The sequence below is a fragment of the Acinetobacter sp. JADD-222 genome, from assembly GCF_049310645.1.
This window is the reverse complement of record NZ_JBMOWI010000004.1, coordinates 160,981-177,568: the sequence shown is the minus strand read 5'-3', so window position 1 is coordinate 177,568 and position 16,588 is coordinate 160,981. Positions and strand designations below refer to the sequence as shown.

11 protein-coding genes are annotated in these 16,588 nt (G+C 38.6%); 4 read left to right on the top strand and 7 right to left on the bottom strand.

Annotation, left to right across the window (positions count from 1 at the left end):
• The 4 genes from dnaE to ACO6UW_RS05935 form a co-directional block, all read right to left on the bottom strand.
• A complete protein-coding gene (gene dnaE, locus ACO6UW_RS05950; RefSeq protein ID WP_032062438.1) occupies positions 1–3,564 on the bottom strand; it encodes a DNA polymerase III subunit alpha in 3,564 nt (1,187 codons plus the stop codon).
• A gap of 198 nt (positions 3,565–3,762) precedes the next feature.
• Positions 3,763–4,830 (bottom strand): type II asparaginase, encoded by a 1,068-nt coding sequence (locus tag ACO6UW_RS05945; RefSeq protein ID WP_014206524.1) that lies wholly within the window; start codon positions 4,828–4,830, stop codon positions 3,763–3,765.
• A gap of 670 nt (positions 4,831–5,500) precedes the next feature.
• Positions 5,501–6,808, bottom strand: a complete 1,308-nt coding sequence (locus ACO6UW_RS05940; RefSeq protein ID WP_002114420.1) for a dicarboxylate/amino acid:cation symporter — start codon at positions 6,806–6,808, stop codon at positions 5,501–5,503.
• Positions 6,809–7,281: 473 nt separating this feature from the next.
• Entirely contained in the window at positions 7,282–8,712 is a 1,431-nt protein-coding gene (locus ACO6UW_RS05935; protein ID WP_057062657.1) for a pyridoxal phosphate-dependent aminotransferase, read from the bottom strand.
• Between the two features lie 239 nt (positions 8,713–8,951).
• Here ACO6UW_RS05935 and msrB point away from each other — a divergent pair, with 239 nt between their 5' ends.
• The 4 genes from msrB to ACO6UW_RS05915 all read left to right on the top strand — a co-directional run bounded on the left by msrB (position 8,952) and on the right by ACO6UW_RS05915 (position 11,395).
• Positions 8,952–9,371, top strand: coding sequence for a peptide-methionine (R)-S-oxide reductase MsrB (gene msrB, locus ACO6UW_RS05930; RefSeq protein ID WP_002114184.1), 420 nt, complete (start codon positions 8,952–8,954; stop codon positions 9,369–9,371).
• On the top strand, positions 9,368–9,853 hold the full coding sequence (locus ACO6UW_RS05925; protein WP_002114194.1) for a glutathione peroxidase: 486 nt from the start codon (positions 9,368–9,370) through the stop codon (positions 9,851–9,853). The genes msrB and ACO6UW_RS05925 overlap by 4 nt, the downstream gene beginning before the upstream one ends.
• Before the next feature lie 8 nt (positions 9,854–9,861).
• A complete protein-coding gene (locus ACO6UW_RS05920) occupies positions 9,862–10,698 on the top strand; it encodes an AraC family transcriptional regulator (RefSeq protein WP_032062434.1) in 837 nt (278 codons plus the stop codon).
• A 64-nt stretch (positions 10,699–10,762) separates the two neighbouring features.
• On the top strand, positions 10,763–11,395 hold the full coding sequence (locus ACO6UW_RS05915; RefSeq protein WP_057062658.1) for a LysE family translocator: 633 nt from the start codon (positions 10,763–10,765) through the stop codon (positions 11,393–11,395).
• A gap of 54 nt (positions 11,396–11,449) precedes the next feature.
• Here the strand turns inward: ACO6UW_RS05915 and dapC are convergent, their stop codons facing one another.
• Genes dapC through purT form a run of 3 tightly spaced genes read right to left on the bottom strand, consistent with a single transcriptional unit; the run spans position 11,450 to position 16,553 of the window.
• A complete protein-coding gene (gene dapC, locus ACO6UW_RS05910; protein ID WP_025469676.1) occupies positions 11,450–12,619 on the bottom strand; it encodes a succinyldiaminopimelate transaminase in 1,170 nt (389 codons plus the stop codon).
• A gap of 25 nt (positions 12,620–12,644) precedes the next feature.
• Positions 12,645–15,308 carry a [protein-PII] uridylyltransferase gene (gene glnD / locus ACO6UW_RS05905; protein ID WP_000608324.1) on the bottom strand — a complete coding sequence of 888 codons (2,664 nt, stop codon included), beginning with the start codon at positions 15,306–15,308 and terminating at the stop codon, positions 12,645–12,647.
• Positions 15,309–15,335: 27 nt separating this feature from the next.
• Positions 15,336–16,553, bottom strand: a complete 1,218-nt coding sequence (gene purT, locus ACO6UW_RS05900) for a formate-dependent phosphoribosylglycinamide formyltransferase (RefSeq protein WP_081037716.1) — start codon at positions 16,551–16,553, stop codon at positions 15,336–15,338.
• Between the last annotated feature and the right edge of the window lie 35 nt (positions 16,554–16,588).

Here is a 16,588-nt window from a genome sequence, read left to right as displayed (position 1 = left end):
TTACGAATATTGAGAAACTTCGCTTTGGTATAAATCCAATGCATCGTCCATAGTCATGTCCGCGGGAGGGGAAGCAACGGTTTGCGGACGAGCAGGTTCTGCTGCTTTAGCTGCTTTCGACTTTACTTGATATTCAATATAAATATTATCTTTACCAAAATAATCTCTGAGTTTAGCAAGTAATTCATCGAGAGGAGCAACTTTCCATTGCGGACCAAGTTGAAGCTCGGCTTGAGCATAAGGTTGATCAATCTGTAGCTGTAGAGCGATATGTTGATGCATATCTACATTGCAAAATGGCAAGATGATATTTTGTAAATCTTTTGCCAAAGTGGCTTGCATAAACTCTTCTGTTAATTTGATCTGAATGCTATTAGCACGTTTTTGTCGTATTTCATTTAAAGTAAAAGCCTTAGTTAAACGGCCCATCGGACGTTCAAAGCCTTCTCTTTCATAAATTTCGCCTTCAAAGACGACAACACGCTCAACTTGGATAATATCTTTAAAACGTTGGAAACGTTCATGGTTGCAACTTACTTCAATACGAGCTGTACCATCATCTAATACAATAACTACCCGATTTGGGAAGTTTGCGACGTCAATGACTAAACCTGCATACACCGTTGTAACACCACGACGTGTAGCCGTAATCTCATTTAATTTTACCGGAATAAAAGCTTTAAGCTCTTGGCGGTAAACATCAATTGGGTGACCAGTGAGATATAGGCCAAGCGTATCTTTTTCGCCTTTTAGACGAACTTCATCACTCCACGGTTTAACAGGTTTAGCTGGCTTACGCTGAACTTCTTCAACCTCACCAAATAAATCCATAATACCGCTTTCACGGTTACTGCGCGCTTGTTCAGCAGCTTGAACAGCTTCAGGCAATTGTGCCATTAAGCTTGCACGTTCAATTCCCAAGCAATCGAGTGCACCCGCACGAATTAAAGCTTCAAGAGTACGCTTATTGATTTTCTTCAAATCAATACGATGGCAAAAATCGAATAGATCTGTATAAGGACCAAATTGTCGACGAGAGTCAATAACTGACTGCATTGCTTGTTCGCCAACGCCTTTAATTGCACCTAAACCATACACAATAGTTTTATCATCGCTCGCATGGAAATGATAAGTCGACATATTGACTGATGGTGGTAAAACTTCTAGGCCATTATTTCGGCAGTCATCAATTAAAAATACAACACTGTCAGTGTTCTGCATTTCCGATGACATTACTGCTGCCATAAACTCAGCAGGATAATGTGCTTTTAACCATGCAGTATGGTAGGCAACGAGGGCATAAGCGGCGGCGTGAGATTTGTTGAAACCATAGCCTGCGAACTTTTCCATATAGTCAAAGATATGGTTGGCTGTACTTTCATCAATTCCTTTTTCAGCAGCACCTGCCAAGAAAATTTGGCGCTGCTTAACCATCTCCTCAGGTTTCTTTTTACCCATTGCACGGCGTAGTAAGTCCGCGCCACCGAGCGTATAACCCGCACAGATCTGTGCAGTCTGCATCACCTGTTCTTGATAAACCATAATCCCGTAAGTTGGCTCTAATACACCTTCAAGAAGTGGGTGAAGATATTCAAAATCTCCACCATGCATACGGTGAATAAAGTCAGGAATAAGATCCATTGGGCCAGGACGGTACAATGATACGAACGCAATAATCTCTTCAAATTTACTTGGACGTGCTTCTTTAAGCATTCGTTTCATGCCGACGGATTCAAACTGGAATACCGCGGTTGTATTTGCATCGGCAAAGACTGAATATGCTTTAGCATCATCAAGTGGAACATGCGAAATAATGAGCGGATCATTACTATCGCGATTTTTATTAATATTTTGAATTGCGTCTTCAATAACGGTTAAGTTACGTAAACCCAAGAAGTCGAATTTGACGAGACCTGCTGCTTCTACATCGTCTTTATCATATTGAGCAACACGGCTTGTTCCATCTTCCTCACAAAGTACAGCCGAGAAATCGGTAATCTTACCTGGTGCAATGACGACACCACCGGCATGTTTACCAGTATTTCGGGTGATACCTTCCAATTTTAAAGCCATTTCCCAGATTTCACTCGCATCATCATTATCTGGGTTAGATGGGTTGGTAACGATATCTTTAAGCTGAGGTTCCATCTCGATAGCAGTGGCTAAGTCCACACCGAGCGGTTTAGTCGGTACCATTTTTGAGATACGGTCAGCTAAACCGTAAGACTTACCCAATACACGGGCAACGTCACGAATTGCACCTTTTGCCGCCATCGTACCGAAAGTTGCAATTTGCGAAACGGCTTCACGTCCATAAGTACGGGAAACATAATCAATGACGCGGTCACGTCCGGCAATACAGAAGTCGACGTCAAAGTCGGGCATCGAAACACGTTCTGGGTTTAAGAAACGTTCGAAAAGTAGATCGTAACGAAGAGGATCAAGATCAGTAATTTTTAAGCTATATGCAACGAGTGAACCCGCACCTGAACCACGACCAGGTCCTACAGGAACGCCATTATTTTTTGCCCACTGGATGAAGTCCATGACGATAAGGAAGTAACCAGGGAAACCCATTTTGAGGATAATGCCGACTTCGTAATCAATTCGTTCATCGTAAGGTTTACGAATCTCTGGCCAGTCTTCGCCACGTTTTTCGAGAGGGTAGAGATAATCTAAACGTTCTTCTAGACCTACTTTTGACAAATGCTCAAAGTAGGTGTCGATGGTAAAGCCATCTGGAATTGGGTAGTCAGGTAAAAAGTAGGTGCCGAGTTGTAGGCTAACATTACAGCGTTTTGCAATGTTATAAGTATTTTCGATAGCACTTGGGATATCTGAAAACAACTCGATCATTTCGTCCGAGGTTTTAAAATGTTGCTCAGGACTATATAAGCGTGGACGACGGTCATCTGCTAATACATAGCCATCAGCAATACAAACACGGGCTTCGTGGGCTTCAAAATCTTCTTTTTCTACAAAGTGCACATCATTATGCGCAACTACACCGACATTATATTGGGCAGCAAGTTTAGCGGCTTCTTGAATAAAGTCTTCTTCACCAGGACGATCGGTACGTGTTAAAGCCAGATAAACACGGTTACCAAATTTTTCGATCCATGCTTCTAACAGGGGAGCTGCTTTTTGAGGGTTAGATGAACAAAGCATCTGACCCACATCACTGTGTTGGCCAAGTAAAACAATAATATCTTGATGCTGTTCAAGTACCCATTCTTTTTTTACACATGGAATACTGAGTTGTTGACCTTCAATAAAACCGCGTGAAACGATTTCGGTAAGACTTTTCCAGCCTACATTACTCATTGCAAGTAAAGTTGCACGATGTTGAGCATCGTCAAGGCGAATTGTGCTACCTAAAAGCGGCTTAATCCCTTTTTTTAAACAAGAATTATAAAATTTTACCGCAGCATGAAGGTTTGATAGATCGGTTAATGCCAGCGCAGGCATTTGGTCTTTAACCGCAGCGTTGACCAAGTCAGGTATGCGAACTATCGACTCTGTAATCGAAAATTCTGTATAAATACCGAGATGAACAAACTGCATAAACCAATCCTTAATACGACTGCAGCATAGTTTAGCACGCAAAGTTAAAACGAAATGCTTAATATTTTGGCAAACTGTTAAGGATTTTATTATTTAAGAAGAATGATTTGAATATCTATTGTACAGATTTAATATAAAAGAGCTTATTTTTAAGAAATAGGACCAACCCAAACTTTGTGTTTGGGCTGGTTGAAAAACTTAGTACTGCCAGAACATGCGCTGAATTTCTTTCGTGTCATTCGTCTTAGTAAGAGCTAAAGCTGCAAGAAGACGCGCTTTTTGAGGGTTTAAATCATGTGCTGCTACCCAACCATATTTAGAGTCAGGTTGTTCTGCATCACGTAATACGAAGCCTTGTGCGACACGTGATGAACGGATAATTTGAATACCGTTTTTGTCATGAAGATTTTGTAAGGTTGGTACGATATATTTTGGTACAGAACCGTTACCAGTACCTGCATTAATGATCGCTTTAGCACCAGCTTTTGCATACGCTTCATATGCATCTGGAAGCATAGAGTCCGAACCATAAACGATCTGTACAGTTGGAAGTGCATCGCCTTTAATATTTTCAATATTAAACTCTGAAGCATTTGTATGACGTTTTACAGACTGTCTGAACCAGTATGGTTTGCCTTCAACCAATGTACCTAAAGCGCCCCATTGACTAACAAAAGCATTTGTATGAATGTTAATGCCTTTAGTTACATCACGTGCAGCAAAAATAGAGTCGTTCATAAGAACCATAACGCCTTTATTTTTCGCATCATCAGAAGCTGCTAAAGCAACTGCACTATAAAGGTTAAGTGGGCCATCAGCTGAAAGAGCTGTTGAAGGACGCATTGAGCCAACAAGTACAATCGGTTTATCAGTATGAACAACCAAATTTAAGAAAAATGCTGTTTCTTCTAAAGTATCTGTACCGTGTGTAATTACGACACCATTAACAGATGGCTTTTTAACAAGCTCATTCACTTGACGAGCAATTTCTAATAATTCCTTGTCAGTAATACTCTCAGAAGCGATTTGTAATGCTTGAATACCAGTTACATTTGCCAAATCTTTGATTTGTGGAACTGCGTTAATTAGCGTATCAACAGGAACTTTTGCAGCAGTATAAGTTGCACTATTTGCCGAGCTTGCGCCAGCACCAGCGATAGTACCGCCAGTCGCAACTACAACAACATTATTTTTTGCATAAAGTGGGAGAGAGCAGGCTAATAAGCCCATCGCTAAACCTAAAGATTTAACAGTTTTAGTCAACATCGAAAATATCCTTATGAAGTGACGAAGTAAAAGTTTGTTGAATATGACTGCTTTTCCTAAGCAAAATACATACCATGTAAAACATATTCATAACTTGTTTGAATAAGAAGCATCCTTGAATAGCATTTTGTTTCACCAACAACCGCTTAATCATTGCTTTTATTTAGCGCTAATAAATAACATGAATAAAATAAAAAATCTATTAAGTTTTTCTAATTTATCTTGATTTGTTTACTTTTTAATATAAATAAAACAAATGATTTTTTTATCTGTATAAAATTAAAAAATAATAGATGTGTTTAAGTAATTTTTTGCCATTTGATATTTTTATATTGTTGATTTTTATTGTTATAATTTAATATTAAGATGATTTTAAATTTTTCAGTATGAATTGAAAAATAATTCCATTAATTTAATATAATTTAATCGTTGTAAATTGAATTAAAATTTAATCACTTGGTATTTATTTTTAAAAATATAAAATTTGTTTGAATAATTTTCATTCTATTTTTAAGGTTTGATTTAAGAAAATTTAATAGCAGTTTAAAGTCATTATTTAATATAAAAATATATGTGAATTTCCGCCACCAATTTTAAAATAAAAAAAGAGCAATTTTATAAGGTCATATAAAATTGCTCTTAAGTTGGGAGAGTGGGAGAAAAGAGAAACTTATGCGGTCGTTTGTTCTTGAGTTGATTTAATTAATACTGGCTCTGGTAGTTCTTCAGTATCAGCCACTTTATCGCCTTCAAGCTTGGCAACAACTGCGGTAGCAATACTGTTACCTACTACGTTTGTTGCAGTACGGCCCATATCAAGGAACTGATCGATACCGAGTAATAAAAGGATGCCAGCTTCAGGTAAGTGGAACATAGTGAGCGTCGCTGAAATAACTACAATAGAAGCTCGTGAAACACCAGCAATACCTTTACTTGTTACCATTAGAGTTAACAAAATTAAGATTTGTTGAGTGAAGCTAAGATCAATATTGTAGGCCTGAGCAATAAAGAGCACTGCAAACGTGGTGTACATCATTGAACCATCAAGGTTGAATGAATAACCTAAAGGTAATACAAAGCTCGTTACTTTTTTAGGCACGCCAAATTTATTTAGTGCATCCATAACTTTAGGATAGGCTGATTCACTTGAAGCTGTGGCAAAAGCAAGCGTCACAGGTTCACGAATTAATTTACCTAAGCGGAAAATATCTTTTTTAAGTACGATTGCACCTACAGAGAATAAGATGATCCACAGTAATAAAAGACCAAAGTAGAACTCCGCGATTAAAATGCCATAATCAACAATCAAGCCTAAACCTTGTACTGTAATTGCTGAAGCGATTGCTGCAAATACTGCAACAGGTGCAAACATCATGACGTAATCAGTAATACGGAACATGATTTTGCTGAGTTCATCAGTCAAACGAATGATAACTGAATCTTTTTCTTTGCCTTGATTTACAAAAGCAAGGGCTGAGCCAAAGAAAATAGAGAAAACAAGGACTTGCAAAATATCGTTATTTGCCATTGCTTCGGCAATACTGCGTGGGAAAACATGGCTTAAAAATGATTGTAGAGTGAAGCCTGTAGTCGCTGGAGCAGAAGAGCTACTCAATTGTTGCGCAGTTGGTAATACTAAATCTAAAGCTGCACCTGGTTGGAAAAAGTTTGCCAGACCCATACCGATAGCAAGCGATACGAACGAAGCAGTAATAAACCAAGTCATTGATTTAAGGGTGATACTGCCGATTGATGTCGATTTCCCCATTGATACAATGCCTGAAACAATAGTGGCAAATACCAATGGAGCAATAATCATTTTGATAAGGCGTAAAAAGATATCTGTAGGTATGTTGAGATAAGAAGCGATTTGCTTCAATTGTTCACCCTCATTAAAGAAGTGGTGACAAATCCAACCTGTCAGTATGCCAAGTAAAATAGCAACAACAATATACTTTAGCAATTTCTTTTGCTTCATATGAACCTCTATCCATTTGATTCAATCATCCTTTGATGGGATTTGAATGATTGAAAGCTTTCCTTGTTAGTTCAGTTCGGTTGTTCTAACGATGTTATCTTCCTAGATCTGTATCTGTTTTAACCGAATCGAATATGGCGATGTTGTTATGGAGATGGATTGTTGCTCGATTTTGAAGCGGTGTGAAATGCAAAAAAATATTGATCCATGCATTTTTTGCATAATAAAGGTTAAGTAGATTGAGGAAATCAAGTGATTTTAAACGTATGGTAAAAAATATATAAATCAAAAAATTAACTAATTTTTAAAGTTAAAAGAATTATAAAATTTATAAAAATAATTTAAATACAATAATTTATTTTGTGTTGATAAAATTGTTATGTGGTTAGAAGATTCTTCTTTTATAAAAATGAAAAAAATAGAATTATAAAAAAGGCACCTATTTAGAGATGCCTTTTTTGTTATGCATTTTTTTAACGGCGATTGGCTAAGAAACGACCTAGACGGGTAATTGCTTCACGTAATTCATTTTCAGCAGGTAAGAAAACCACGCGGAAATGATCAGGTGTTGGCCAGTTAAAGCCTGTACCTTGCACCAATAAAACTTTTTCTGCACGTAGCAAATCAAGCATTAACTTTTCATCATCCTCAATTGGGTAGATGTTCGGGTCAAGGCGCGGGAAACAGTACATTGCTCCATCTGGTTTTACACAACTTACGCCTGGAATTTCATTAAGCATTTCCCACGCAATATTACGCTGTTCATATAAACGGCCACCAGGACGGATCAAGTCATTAATTGATTGATAACCGCCTAGGGCAGTTTGAATCGCATATTGAGCTTGAACGTTAGCACATAGGCGCATTGACGCTAACATGTCTAATCCTTCGATATAGTCGGCAGCACGGCTTTTATCACCCGTAATTGCCATCCAACCTGAACGGAAGCCTGCAATACGATAAGCTTTTGATAAACCATTAAAAGATACGCAAAGCTGGTCGCCCGCTAATGATGCTACTGAAACATGTTCAATACCGTCATAAATAATTTTGTCGTAAATTTCATCAGCAAATAAAATTAGATCATATTTTTTTGCAATCTCTACAATCTGTTCAAGAATGTGGCGTGGATATACCGAACCCGTAGGGTTGTTCGGGTTAATGATGACAATACCGCGAGTATTCGGAGTAATCTTACTTTCAATATCAGCAATATCTGGGTACCAGCTATTTTCTTCATCACATTTATAATGAATTGCTGTGCCGCCTGAAAGATTAACTGCTGCTGTCCAAAGCGGATAATCCGGCATTGGAATCAGCATTTCGTCTCCATCATCTAATAGGCCTTGCATAGCCATTACGATGAGTTCAGATACGCCATTACCAATATACACGTCATTGACATGCATATTGAGAATTCCTTTTTGCTGGTAATACTGACAAATTGCTTTGCGAGCAGGGAAGATACCTTTTGAGTCAACATAACCAATTGCATTTGGTAAGTTTAAAGCAACATCATTAATAATTTCTTGGGGTGCTTCAAAACCAAATGGAGCAGGGTTGCCGATATTCAGCTTGATAATCTTATGTCCTTGCTCTTCCATTTCATTGGCGGCTCGTAAAACTGGCCCACGGATGTCATAACAAACATGCTCAAGCTTCGATGATTTTTTGATTTCTCGAGTAGATGGCATGGAATGGATGGTAGCAGTATTTTTAGACATAACGGGATTCACTTTTGCATATCGGTATAAATAACTTTTAAATGTTTTAACTGTTACCAAATTTAGATCATGTTGATCTTTCAATAGTTCAACAATTTTTTCATGGGTAAAACCCGATTGTTGATATTGTTTGATAATTGGTAGTAGTTGTTGGAAAACCACACTTTTTTTCTGAGACATGTTCTGTCCTATACAACCGTGCGCACTTAGAATAGCACTATGTTTGCTTGCTTTAAAGAAGATTAGTAATAAATTTGCTTACTTTTGATTTTGTATTTTGCTTACTTTTTGCTTTTTGTTCTTTATATGTTTAAATTCCAACAAATTTTACGTTCAGAGACTAGTGTTTTTGTGATGAATGGCGTAAATATAAAACTCGATCATCAGAAATGTTTACTTCAGAATAAAAGGTGTATGTCATGGGAAAAGTCAATAAAACAGACCGGGAATGGCAAAGAGAGTTATCACCAGAAGAGTATCGGATTACACGACAAAAAGGCACTGAACCTGCATTTACGGGGCAATACTGGAATACTAAGCAACATGGTACTTATGTTTGCCGTTGCTGCGGCGCAGAGTTGTTCTCATCAGATACCAAATATGATAGCGGTTGCGGTTGGCCAAGTTTCTTCCGTCCGATCAATGGTGCTGTCATTGATGAACATGAAGATTTAACGCATGGTATGGTCAGAACTGAAATAGTTTGTCATGATTGCGAAGCTCATTTAGGGCATGTATTTGAAGATGGACCACAGCCGACTGGTTTGCGCTACTGTGTAAACTCGGCATCATTACAACTGAAAACAGAAGAAAAAAATGATGAGGAAACCTATCCATGAGTAATATTTATCAGTTTGAAGCTGAGCTGTTAGAGGGTGAAGTTAAGCAATTAGCTGATTATAAAGGTAAAGTTTTACTAATTGTAAACACTGCCAGTAAATGTGGTTTTACACCACAATTTGCTGGCCTCGAAAAACTTTATGAAAAATATAAAGATCAAGGATTAGAAGTTTTAGGTTTTCCCTGCAACCAGTTTGGTGGGCAAGATCCAGGAAGCAATAAAGAAATTGGTAGCTTCTGTCAGCGTAACTATGGGGTGAAATTTCCCATGTTTGCTAAAGTTGATGTAAAAGGCCCGGAAGCCCATGTGATTTTTAGATATTTAACACGTGAAGCTAAAGGTATTTTAGGTAGTAGTAGCATTAAATGGAACTTTACCAAATTCTTGGTAGGTAAAGATGGTGCTGTTTTAAATCGCTATGCACCTACGACTAAGCCAGAAGCTTTAGAAGCTGATATTGAAAAAGCATTAGCGAGTTAATTGTTTAAATGAACGCTATTCCTCAAGCTTTTGAGTTTTGGCAGGATGGGCGAATGCCGTATGTTGAAACCAGAAGATCCTGTTTTAGCCGAACGTGTTATAAGTCTCATAGTCATCCAACGTTTTCTATCGGGGCTATAGACGAGGGGAATAGCGTTTTTCAAAGTTCATTTGGTACACCCCAAAAGATTGATGCTGGTACTTTGGTGATCGTACCCGCACATATTGAGCATTCATGTAACCCTTTGCCAGATCAAGCTTGGAGCTACCAAATGCTACATTTGGACATAAGGTGGTTAAATCAGCTGTATTCAGAATTTCGAGAACATGGTCTGGATTTACATCTGCCTCAGCATAAGCCGCTCATAATAAAAGAAGAAACTTTATATCAGGCTTTTTCTGATATGAATGAAACTTTATTCGATCCTGAAAAATTAATTATTGAAAAAGAACAGTCGCTGATCTATTGCCTTACCCAGTTGTTACTCCCACATTTCGTATTAGAAGAAATACAAAAAACTGAATATTTGTATGAAGATTTTTTGGACTTAATTCATATTATTAAATCGTCAGAACAATTTATTTCTCTTGAAGAGCTTGCAGAGCAGGTTGGTCTTAGTCGATATGCAATCATTCGTTTATTCAAGGCCAATGTTGGTTTAACTCCACATGCATTTCAAATTAATTTAAAGATTAATCAAGCCAGAGCTCAATTAAAGCAAGGGATTTCACTCGCAGAGCTAGCTGTCAATTTAGGCTTTAGTGATCAAAGCCATTTTCATAAAGCTTTTAAAGCACATACGGGAATTACTCCTCGACAGTTTCAACTTGCAGCCGCGCAATAATTTACAAGAAATTATTTTTCTCTATTTTTAAGCTACTCCATACAGTTTTAAAGATGAAATCGTTATGGAAGTTTTTTTGGTTATCGCCGTTACTCACTTTTTAGCACTACTATCTCCAGGTCCAGATTTTTTTCTTATTTTGACCAGTCTTTTGCAAAAAGGAGCGCGTTATACCTATGGCGTTATTCTGGGAATTACTTTGGGTAATGCTGTTATCTTAATGGTGTGTATATTTGGACTTATGGTTCTTGGTAATTTAAGTACAATGATTCTTTTAGTACTTAAATGGATGGGGGCTGGATATTTAGCTTATTTGAGTTTTCTCTGTTTTAGAGCCACTCAAGGAACAAACTTAAATATTACTGTTGCTGAAAATAGTTTGGTTGAACAAAAGTCTAATTATAAGAGTAAAGCTAAAAGCTTGGCTCTGGGTTTGCAATCCAGTCTTCTTAATCCTAAAAATATTATGTTTTATAGTAGTTTAATGCTACTTATTCAACAGGAATTTAGCTTATTTCAAAAATTACTAATGAGTATATGGATGACAGGAGTGGTTTTCGGGTGGAATTTATTATTAGTTCGTTTATTGCGTCAAGAGCGTGTATTAGCACAGATTAAACGCTCTGCTAGAGGAATATATTATTGCTCCAGTCTGGCTTTCGTTTTTTTCGCAGTGTTATTGGTTGCCTATAGTTAAAGCAGATCGCATAGCCTTCTAAATAAAACTGAAGGCTATGCAATTTTGCTGGGTTTAAAGAATCGCTTTTAAACGTTTAACAACTTCTTCACATTGTGCCAAATCTGCTACTAAAGCCATACGCACATGATTGGCACCAGGGTTACCTTGTTCGGTATCACGAGATAGATAACGACCCGGTAAAACTTTAATGTGTGCTTTTTCCATCAGCATCTTGGCAAAAGTTTCATCATTATCGACTTTTAACCAGTAATAAAAACCGGCATCAGGTTTTTGTAATGGGAGGAGATGACCTAGCTCAGATTGGAATAAATCAAACTTTGCACGATATTGCTTACGGTTTTCTTCAACATGGTTTTCATCGTTCCACGCTGCGATTGAAGCAAGCTGGTGTTGTACTGGCATTGCAGCGCCGTGATAGGTGCGGTATTGCAAATATGGCTTTAACAGATCGGCATCACCCGCTACAAAACCTGAGCGCAAACCCGGTAAGTTTGAACGCTTTGAAAGTGAATGAAATACGATACAGTTTTTGTAGTCATCACGTCCAAGCTCTGCACAAACTTCTAATAGACCAGTAGGTGCTTGGTCAAACCAAAGCTCTGAATAGCATTCATCAGAAGCAATAACGAAATTATATTGATCAGATAAGGCAATTAACTTTTTAAATTGTTCTTTAGAAAGCACAGTACCTGTTGGGTTACCTGGTGTACATACAAAAAGAAGGGCTGTCTTTTCCCAAACTTCTGCTGGTACAGCATCAAAATCACCTAAATAGCCATTTTCTTCCGTGCAATTAATGAAGTATGGCTTTGCACCTGCAAGTAAAGCTGCACCTTCATAAATTTGATAAAACGGATTCGGCATCACCACATAAGGTGCATCTTCACGATTAATTAATGCCTGTACAAAAGAGAAAATGCCTTCACGTGTACCAGAGACAGGCAAGATGTGGTTTTCAGCACTAATGCTGTTAAGTTTAAAGCGCTTAGTTAACCAATCTGCAATGCTTTGGCGAAGCTCTGGTAAGCCTTTACTGTTTGGATAAGTTGATAAATGGTTAAAGTTATCAATAATAGCCTGTTTAACAAACTCTGGTGCTGGATGCTTAGGTTCGCCAATTGATAGAGGAATCAAGGGAAGGTTAGCAGGAGTAGTATCCTTAAAAAGTTGGTTTAACTTTTCAAATGGATACGGGTGTAATAACGACAAGCTAGAGTTCATTAAACAGTTACCAAGTAGTTGAGTTTCAGTGCTGACAAATTTGATTAGATGCTTCATCTAATGCAGCTTTCAGTTTTTCCGAGAAGAGTTTGACCTCTTCGTTATTCAGCGGTTTTCCATCTTTTTTGGTGACAAAGAAAATATCTTCGGCACGTTCACCTAAAGTTGCGATTCGGGCTGAATGGATGTCTAAACCTTGCATCATAAATAAACCACCCACGCGTGCAAGTAGACCGGGGTGATCGAGTGTTGAAATTTCGACCATATTTTGCTGTAAGGCTTCATTTAATGTTACGTCGACTGTATTTTCAATATCGAAATGACGTAATTGACGTGGAATACGACGTTGCATGAGTCCCGGATATTGGTCTGGTTGGCTAAGGGCTTTCACTAATGCATTTTTAACGGTTTCTTCACGTTCTGGGTCGGTAAGCAATGTCCCGAAACGATCAAGTACAACATAAGTGTCTAAGCTAAATGCTGTACTTGCCGTGATAATTTTTGCATCCTGAACGTCTAAGTTCATTCGGTCTAAAACGGCAACAGTGGTGGCAAATAGGTTAGGTTGATCGCGAGTATAAATAAAGATTTGCACCGCATCTTGAGCTGCTTTACGGTGAGCACGCAAGAGGACTAATGGCTCTGGATTATCACCGTGTTTTAAAATTGCTTGTGTATGCCACGCAATTTCATCCGCTGATTCTTTAATGAAGTATTCATCACCTAGTTCTTGCCATACTTTTTCGACATCTGCCAATGCGAAGTTATTTACCAGCAATTCACTTGCTGCAAATTTGGTGTCTTCAATCAGCATTTGGTAGTCAACGGGACGGCCTAAACCTGTACGGATTACATCACGAGCATGCGTATAAAGTTGACGCATGAGAGAAGCGCGCCATGTGTTCCATAGTTTTGGATTTGTCGCGTTAATATCGGCAACCGTTAAGGTATATAGATAATCAAGATGCTCCATATCGCCCAGTTTCTCTGCAAAATCTTTCACGACATCAGGATCAGAAATATCTTTTTTCTGAGCGGTCAAAGACATGAGCAAATGGTTTTGAATAAGCCATGCAATTAATTTGCATTCACGCTCTGTAAAGCCATGTGCACGGCCAAACTCAATCGCGTCTTCTGCGCCGAGTTCGCTGTGGTCACCACCGCGACCTTTTGCGATGTCATGGAATAAAGCAGCAATGAACACAATATCTTGACGAGCAAGACGTTGGAAAACTGAACTTACTACAGGGAATTCTTTGGCAAATTCAGGTTCTCTAAAACGATTTAAATTACGCAGCAATAATAATGTGTGAGCATCGACCGTATAGATATGGAACAAGTCATATTGCATAAGGCCCATAATTTGGCCAAAAGCAGGAATATAGTTTCCTAAAACACCATATCGTTTCATCGCAACCAAGGTATCGTATAAACGATATGGTGAGCGAATAATCGACATAAACAGTGCTTGATGCTCTGGATTATCGCGATAACTTTGGTTGATTCGTTTTGCGGCAAGAATAAGTAAGCGTAAAGTCCGGGCGCGAATACCTTCAATATCTGGTCGATTGGCTAAAATATAGAACAACTCTAAAATCGCGCTTGGATGCTCGGCGAATATTTTATGATGTTGTACGGCAAGTTTATTATCGACAATTTTAAAGTGATCGTTAACAACTTCAATTTTGCGTTCATAGTTGGGCAGTCGAGGAGTAATCACTGACTCGCTAAAATACGCAAGCAACATTTCATTGAGTGTTGAAACTTGCTGCGCCGTACGGTAGTAGCGTTTCATGAACTGCTCAACACCATAATTTACAGGTTGGCCTTCTTGACGAACATAACCAAATTTAGCGGCAATTTCCCTTTGGTGGTCAAAGAGTAAACGGTTTTCATCACGTTTAGCTAAACGGTGTAAATGATGTCGAATTTCCCAAAGAAAACTTTCAGCTTCTTCTAAAACTGCCAATTCAAACTCTGAAATGAAACCTAAATGCACTAAGTCATAAATACGATTTACGCGAAAGTGACGTTTGGCTATCCAGCCAATTTGGTTAATGTCACGTATACCACCCGGTGCATTTTTAATGTCGGGTTCTAAATTACTTTCAGTATTGTTGTGTTGATGGTAACGCTTGGCTTGTTCGGCCATTTTTGCGTCATAGAATGTTTTGTCAGTCCATGTCTGCGAAACAATACGGCGAGGCCATTTCGCAAGCTGACTATTGCCAGTAATTAACCGCGCTTCAATTAAAGTTGTTGCAACGGTTAAATCGGTAGCAGCCTGTTCAACACAGCTTTGAATCGTGCGAACACTAATGCCGGGTTTAAAGTTTCCAACGTCCCATAAAGAAGAAATAAATGTAGAGATACGTTTTTCGTTTTCTTCGTTAATTTCATGCTCCGATAGGATCATGATATCGACATCGGAATAGGGCAACATTTCACGGCGCCCATAACCGCCTACAGCAAAAAGGCCCAGTTCTGTCTGATCGAGTTCAGCATGTTTCCATAAAAAGATCAGTGCTTCATCTACTAAATCTGAACGGGCTTTAATGATTTCACGAATAGATTGCCCATTTTCATATGAATCTTGCAACTGTTTTTCTACATCCGTTCGCCACTGATTAATGGCTTTAATATCATGATGACTTGAGACATAGTTCAACAATGGCGATATATTGATCATGAAAATGGGTCTACCAATAAGTAAAAATTAAGAGTTTGTTTGAACGCTTACTTGATCAGCGGTTTCTTTCGCTAAAGTACGAGCAAGATCAGTATTTTCAGCACGAGCGGTTGCTACCCCCATACGACGACGTTTGAAACCTTCTGGTTTGCCAAACAGGCGTAAATCGGTGTCTGGGTGGGTTAAAGCTACATTGAGATTGCTATAACTTAAATTGCTGGCATCAACTCCAGCATAAATTACCGCACTTGCTGCAACACTGTGGCGTGCTGTGTTTACAGGTAAACCTACAATTGCACGTGCATGCAGTTCAAATTCACTTTGAAACTGAGATGCTAAAGTTACGAGTCCTGTATCGTGTGGGCGAGGTGAGACTTCACTAAACCAAACCTTGTCGCCTTTAATAAACAGTTCTACACCAAAAATACCACAGCCACCAAGTGCAGTTGTCACTTTATTTGCAATACGTTTTGCTTCTTCAAGTGCCGCCGCCGTCATTGGTTGAGGTTGCCAGCTTTCTACATAATCCCCGGCATCTTGGCGGTGACCAATTGGGTCACAGTAATGAGTTTCGATTTCACCAGTTTCAGGGTTTTTAGCGCGAACGGTAAGTAATGTAATTTCAAAATCAAAATCAATTTGAGATTCAATAATAACCGTGCCTTGGTTAACACGGCCACCTTGCAATGCATATTCCCATGCAGCATCGACTTCATCGAAACTTTTTACACGAGACTGACCTTTACCTGAAGATGACATGACTGGTTTTACAAAGTTTGGATAACCAATGTCATCGCAAGCGGCGCGGAAGCTTTCGAGCGTATCAGCAAAACGATAAGCAGAAGTAGGTAGGCCAAGTTCTTCAGCCGCAAGACGGCGGATGCCTTCACGGTTCATTGTGAGGTTTACAGCTTTAGCAGAAGGGATGACAGTTGCTGTTTTGCTCGCTTCAATTTCAAGTAAAACTTCTGTCGCAATTGCTTCAATTTCTGGAACAATTAAATTTGGTTTAATTTTCTCGATGAGTTGTTTTAATTGGGCAGGATCTGCCATGTTTAATACATAAGAAAAATGTGCAACTTGCATTGCTGGTGCGTGATCATAACGGTCGGCTGCATGTACTTCTACACCAAGGCGTTGTAAGGAAATTACAACTTCTTTGCCAAGCTCTCCTGAACCTAACAATAAAACTTTAAATGCAGAAGATTGAAGTGGGGTACCGAGTGTCACGCTCATGCGAATCATCCTGACAAAATTATTTTTTTAAGCATAGCAGAACT

Excerpts from the sequence above, each read along its gene's own strand:
- msrB (WP_002114184.1), top strand. The coding sequence starts at position 8,952 with ATGGGAAAAGTCAATAAAACAGACCGGGAATGGCAAAGAGAGTTATCA.
- ACO6UW_RS05915 (WP_057062658.1), top strand. The coding sequence starts at position 10,763 with ATGGAAGTTTTTTTGGTTATCGCCGTTACTCACTTTTTAGCACTACTA.
- dapC (WP_025469676.1), bottom strand. The coding sequence starts at position 12,619 with ATGAACTCTAGCTTGTCGTTATTACACCCGTATCCATTTGAAAAGTTA.
- ACO6UW_RS05925 (WP_002114194.1), top strand. The coding sequence starts at position 9,368 with ATGAGTAATATTTATCAGTTTGAAGCTGAGCTGTTAGAGGGTGAAGTT.
- glnD (WP_000608324.1), bottom strand. The coding sequence starts at position 15,308 with ATGATCAATATATCGCCATTGTTGAACTATGTCTCAAGTCATCATGAT.
- ACO6UW_RS05945 (WP_014206524.1), bottom strand. The coding sequence starts at position 4,830 with ATGTTGACTAAAACTGTTAAATCTTTAGGTTTAGCGATGGGCTTATTA.
- ACO6UW_RS05920 (WP_032062434.1), top strand. The coding sequence starts at position 9,862 with ATGAACGCTATTCCTCAAGCTTTTGAGTTTTGGCAGGATGGGCGAATG.
- ACO6UW_RS05935 (WP_057062657.1), bottom strand. The coding sequence starts at position 8,712 with ATGTCTCAGAAAAAAAGTGTGGTTTTCCAACAACTACTACCAATTATC.
- ACO6UW_RS05940 (WP_002114420.1), bottom strand. The coding sequence starts at position 6,808 with ATGAAGCAAAAGAAATTGCTAAAGTATATTGTTGTTGCTATTTTACTT.
- dnaE (WP_032062438.1), bottom strand. The coding sequence starts at position 3,564 with ATGCAGTTTGTTCATCTCGGTATTTATACAGAATTTTCGATTACAGAG.
- purT (WP_081037716.1), bottom strand. The coding sequence starts at position 16,553 with ATGATTCGCATGAGCGTGACACTCGGTACCCCACTTCAATCTTCTGCA.